The organism is uncultured Corynebacterium sp. (genome assembly GCF_902782855.1).
Classification (GTDB): Bacteria; Actinomycetota; Actinomycetes; order Mycobacteriales; family Mycobacteriaceae; genus Corynebacterium.
In genome coordinates, this window is sequence record NZ_CACZOO010000364.1 from 1 (window position 1) to 2,505 (window position 2,505).

Annotated in this window: 4 protein-coding genes; all 4 read left to right on the top strand. The window is 68.3% G+C overall.

Annotated features, from left to right (window positions below; genetic code table 11):
* On the top strand, positions 1–468 hold a 468-nt coding region (gene scpB / locus QZV72_RS14590; RefSeq protein WP_297009455.1), incomplete at its 5' end, for an SMC-Scp complex subunit ScpB.
* Positions 449–1,576 (top strand): pseudouridine synthase, encoded by a 1,128-nt coding sequence (locus tag QZV72_RS14595; protein WP_011291653.1) that lies wholly within the window; start codon positions 449–451, stop codon positions 1,574–1,576. The genes scpB and QZV72_RS14595, both read left to right, overlap by 20 nt.
* Before the next feature lie 25 nt (positions 1,577–1,601).
* On the top strand, positions 1,602–1,964 hold the full coding sequence (gene aroH / locus QZV72_RS14600) for a chorismate mutase (protein WP_011291654.1): 363 nt from the start codon (positions 1,602–1,604) through the stop codon (positions 1,962–1,964).
* A gap of 97 nt (positions 1,965–2,061) precedes the next feature.
* The coding region (locus tag QZV72_RS14605) for a prephenate dehydrogenase/arogenate dehydrogenase family protein (protein ID WP_297009460.1) at positions 2,062–2,505 on the top strand (444 nt) is incomplete at its 3' end.

The following is a 2,505-nucleotide window of genomic DNA, read 5'->3' on the forward strand; positions in this document are numbered from 1 at the left end:
ACCGACGTGGAGACCGTCACCCGCGTGCTGCGGGAGACAGCACGCGAGTACACCGAGCAGGGCCGCGGCTTCGACCTGCGGGAAGTAGCCGAAGGGTGGCGCTTTTACACCCGTCCCGAATGTGCTGAAGCCGTGGAGCACTTCCTCCGCGACGGCCACGAAGTGCGGCTCACCCAGGCAGCCTTGGAGACGCTCGCCGTGGTGGCCTACCGCCAGCCCGTCTCCCGCGGCAAGGTCTCTGCGATCCGCGGTGTGAACTGTGACGGGGTTATGCGTACCCTCGTACTACGAGGGCTGATCGAAGAAGCCGGCCAGGACCCGGAGTCAGGCGCGATTCTCTATCGCACCACCAGCTATTTCCTGGAACGGCTAGGATTGCGCAGTCTCGACGAACTTCCCGACCTCGCCCCTTTCCTACCCGACGACATCGAAGGTCTCGACGACACCGGTGAACAAGCCACACGATGACAGCATCCGCCGCCGTGGCGGCGGCCGACCGCGCGGTGGGCGCGGCCATTTCGAACAGACGGGACGCCGCGAGCACCGGGACCGCCGCGGCGCACATTTCGACCAGGACACCGGGGACGACCGGAGGACTGCCCCCGGCCGGAAGCAGCGGGACGGACAGCGTGGGGAGCGCACGCAGCGTGCCCAAGCCGAACGGAGGCAGCGGCACGCTCACGACCCCCGCGCCCGGCGCTCCGGCCGCGGGGGACGCGGCGCAGAACGGGGACTGTCGCCGCAAGCCCGCGCCCGGCTGCGGATCCTCCGCGACGAATACGATCCGTGGGACGACGATCCCGTCGACCCGGACGAGGAGCGCGACACCTACGTGGACGTTCCCGGCGGCATCCGGCTGCAGAAAGCCCTCGCCCAGGCGGGGGTGGCGAGCCGCCGCGCCTGCGAGGAGCTGATCGCTGCAGGCCGGGTCAGCGTCGACGGGCAGATCGTGCGGCGTTTCGGTGCCCGCGTCGACCCGGAGAAGTCCGAGATCCGCGTGGACGGTATGCGGGTAGTCACCTCCCAGAACCTGCGCTACTACGCGTTGAACAAGCCGCGCGGGGTGGTCAGCACCATGTTCGACCCCGAGGGGCGGCCCACGATCGGCGACTACGCCGCCCAGATCGGCCCCATCGAAGAACGGCTGTTCCACGTCGGCCGCCTCGACACGGACACCGAGGGCCTGATCCTGCTCACCAACGATGGGGAGCTCGCCAACCGGCTCACCCACCCCCGCTATAAAGTGACCAAGACCTATCTTGCGAAAGTGCCCGGACCCGTCCCCCGCGACGTCATCCGCCAGATCCGCAAAGGGGTCGAACTGGACGACGGATTCGTCAAAGTGGACTCGTTCCGGGTGATCGACAACATCGAGCCGAAAGCCCTGGTCGAGATCAGACTGCATGAGGGGCGGAAGCACATTGTGCGCCGCCTCATGAAAGCGGTGGGTCACCCCGTGTCTGACCTGGCCCGCACCCAGATCGGACCGGTCGGGCTCAACAACCTGAAGAGCGGCACCATCAGGGCCCTGACCTCGCAGGAAGTCAGCGAGCTCTACACTGCCGCAGGGATGTAGCCCAGGGATATCGGGAGGACGAAAAGTGGCGGTACGAGCAATCCGTGGGGCGGTCCAGGTCGACGCCAACGAACGGGACCTCATATTAGAAGCGACCGCGGAGCTGATCGAAGAGGTCATGCGCCGCAACCAGTTGACCACCGACGATTTCATCAGTGTCCTGTTCACCGCGACCCAGGACCTCAACGCGGAGTTCCCGGCGCTGGCCGCACGCAAGCTCGGCTTCACTGACGTCCCCCTCATCTGCTCCACCGAGATCGCAGTGCCGCACGCCCTGCCCCGTGTGGTGCGGCTCATGGCGCACATCGAAACCGACCGGCCCCGCTCGGAACTGCACCACGTCTACCTGCGCGGCGCCCAAGTCCTGCGGTTGGACATCGCGCAGTAGCCGGCAACGGGAAGGCGGGCGCGCTGCGGTCCACCGCCGGGTGCCCTAGCCTGGGCGGAAAACCGGAGACGGATAGCCGACAACGGGAGACAAGGCCATGGTCGAGAGTGCGGTCGTGATCGGCACCGGGCTGATCGGAACGTCGATCGCGTTGGCGCTGCGGCAGCGCGGTGTCGACGTGGCACTCAGCGACCGCGACTCCGCAGCCCTGGAGCTGGCCTGCGAACTGGGCGCCGGCACCCCCCTGGTCGAGGACCTGCCGGAGCCCGCGGACATCGCCGTGGTCGCGGTACCGCCTAGCGCGGTGCCCGCGGCCCTCCGCGACGCGCAGCAGCGCGGCCTGGCCCGCGTCTACACGGATGTGGCCAGCGTGAAAACGTCCGTGGTCAGGCAGGCAGCGGAGCTCGGTTGCACGATGGCCAGCTACGTGCCCGGCCATCCCATGGGGGGCAGGGAGAAGCAGGGGCCCAGTGCGGCCCGCGCCGACCTGTTCCTCGGCCGCTCGTGGGCGCTGTGTCCCACCCCCCAGACCGACCCTGTC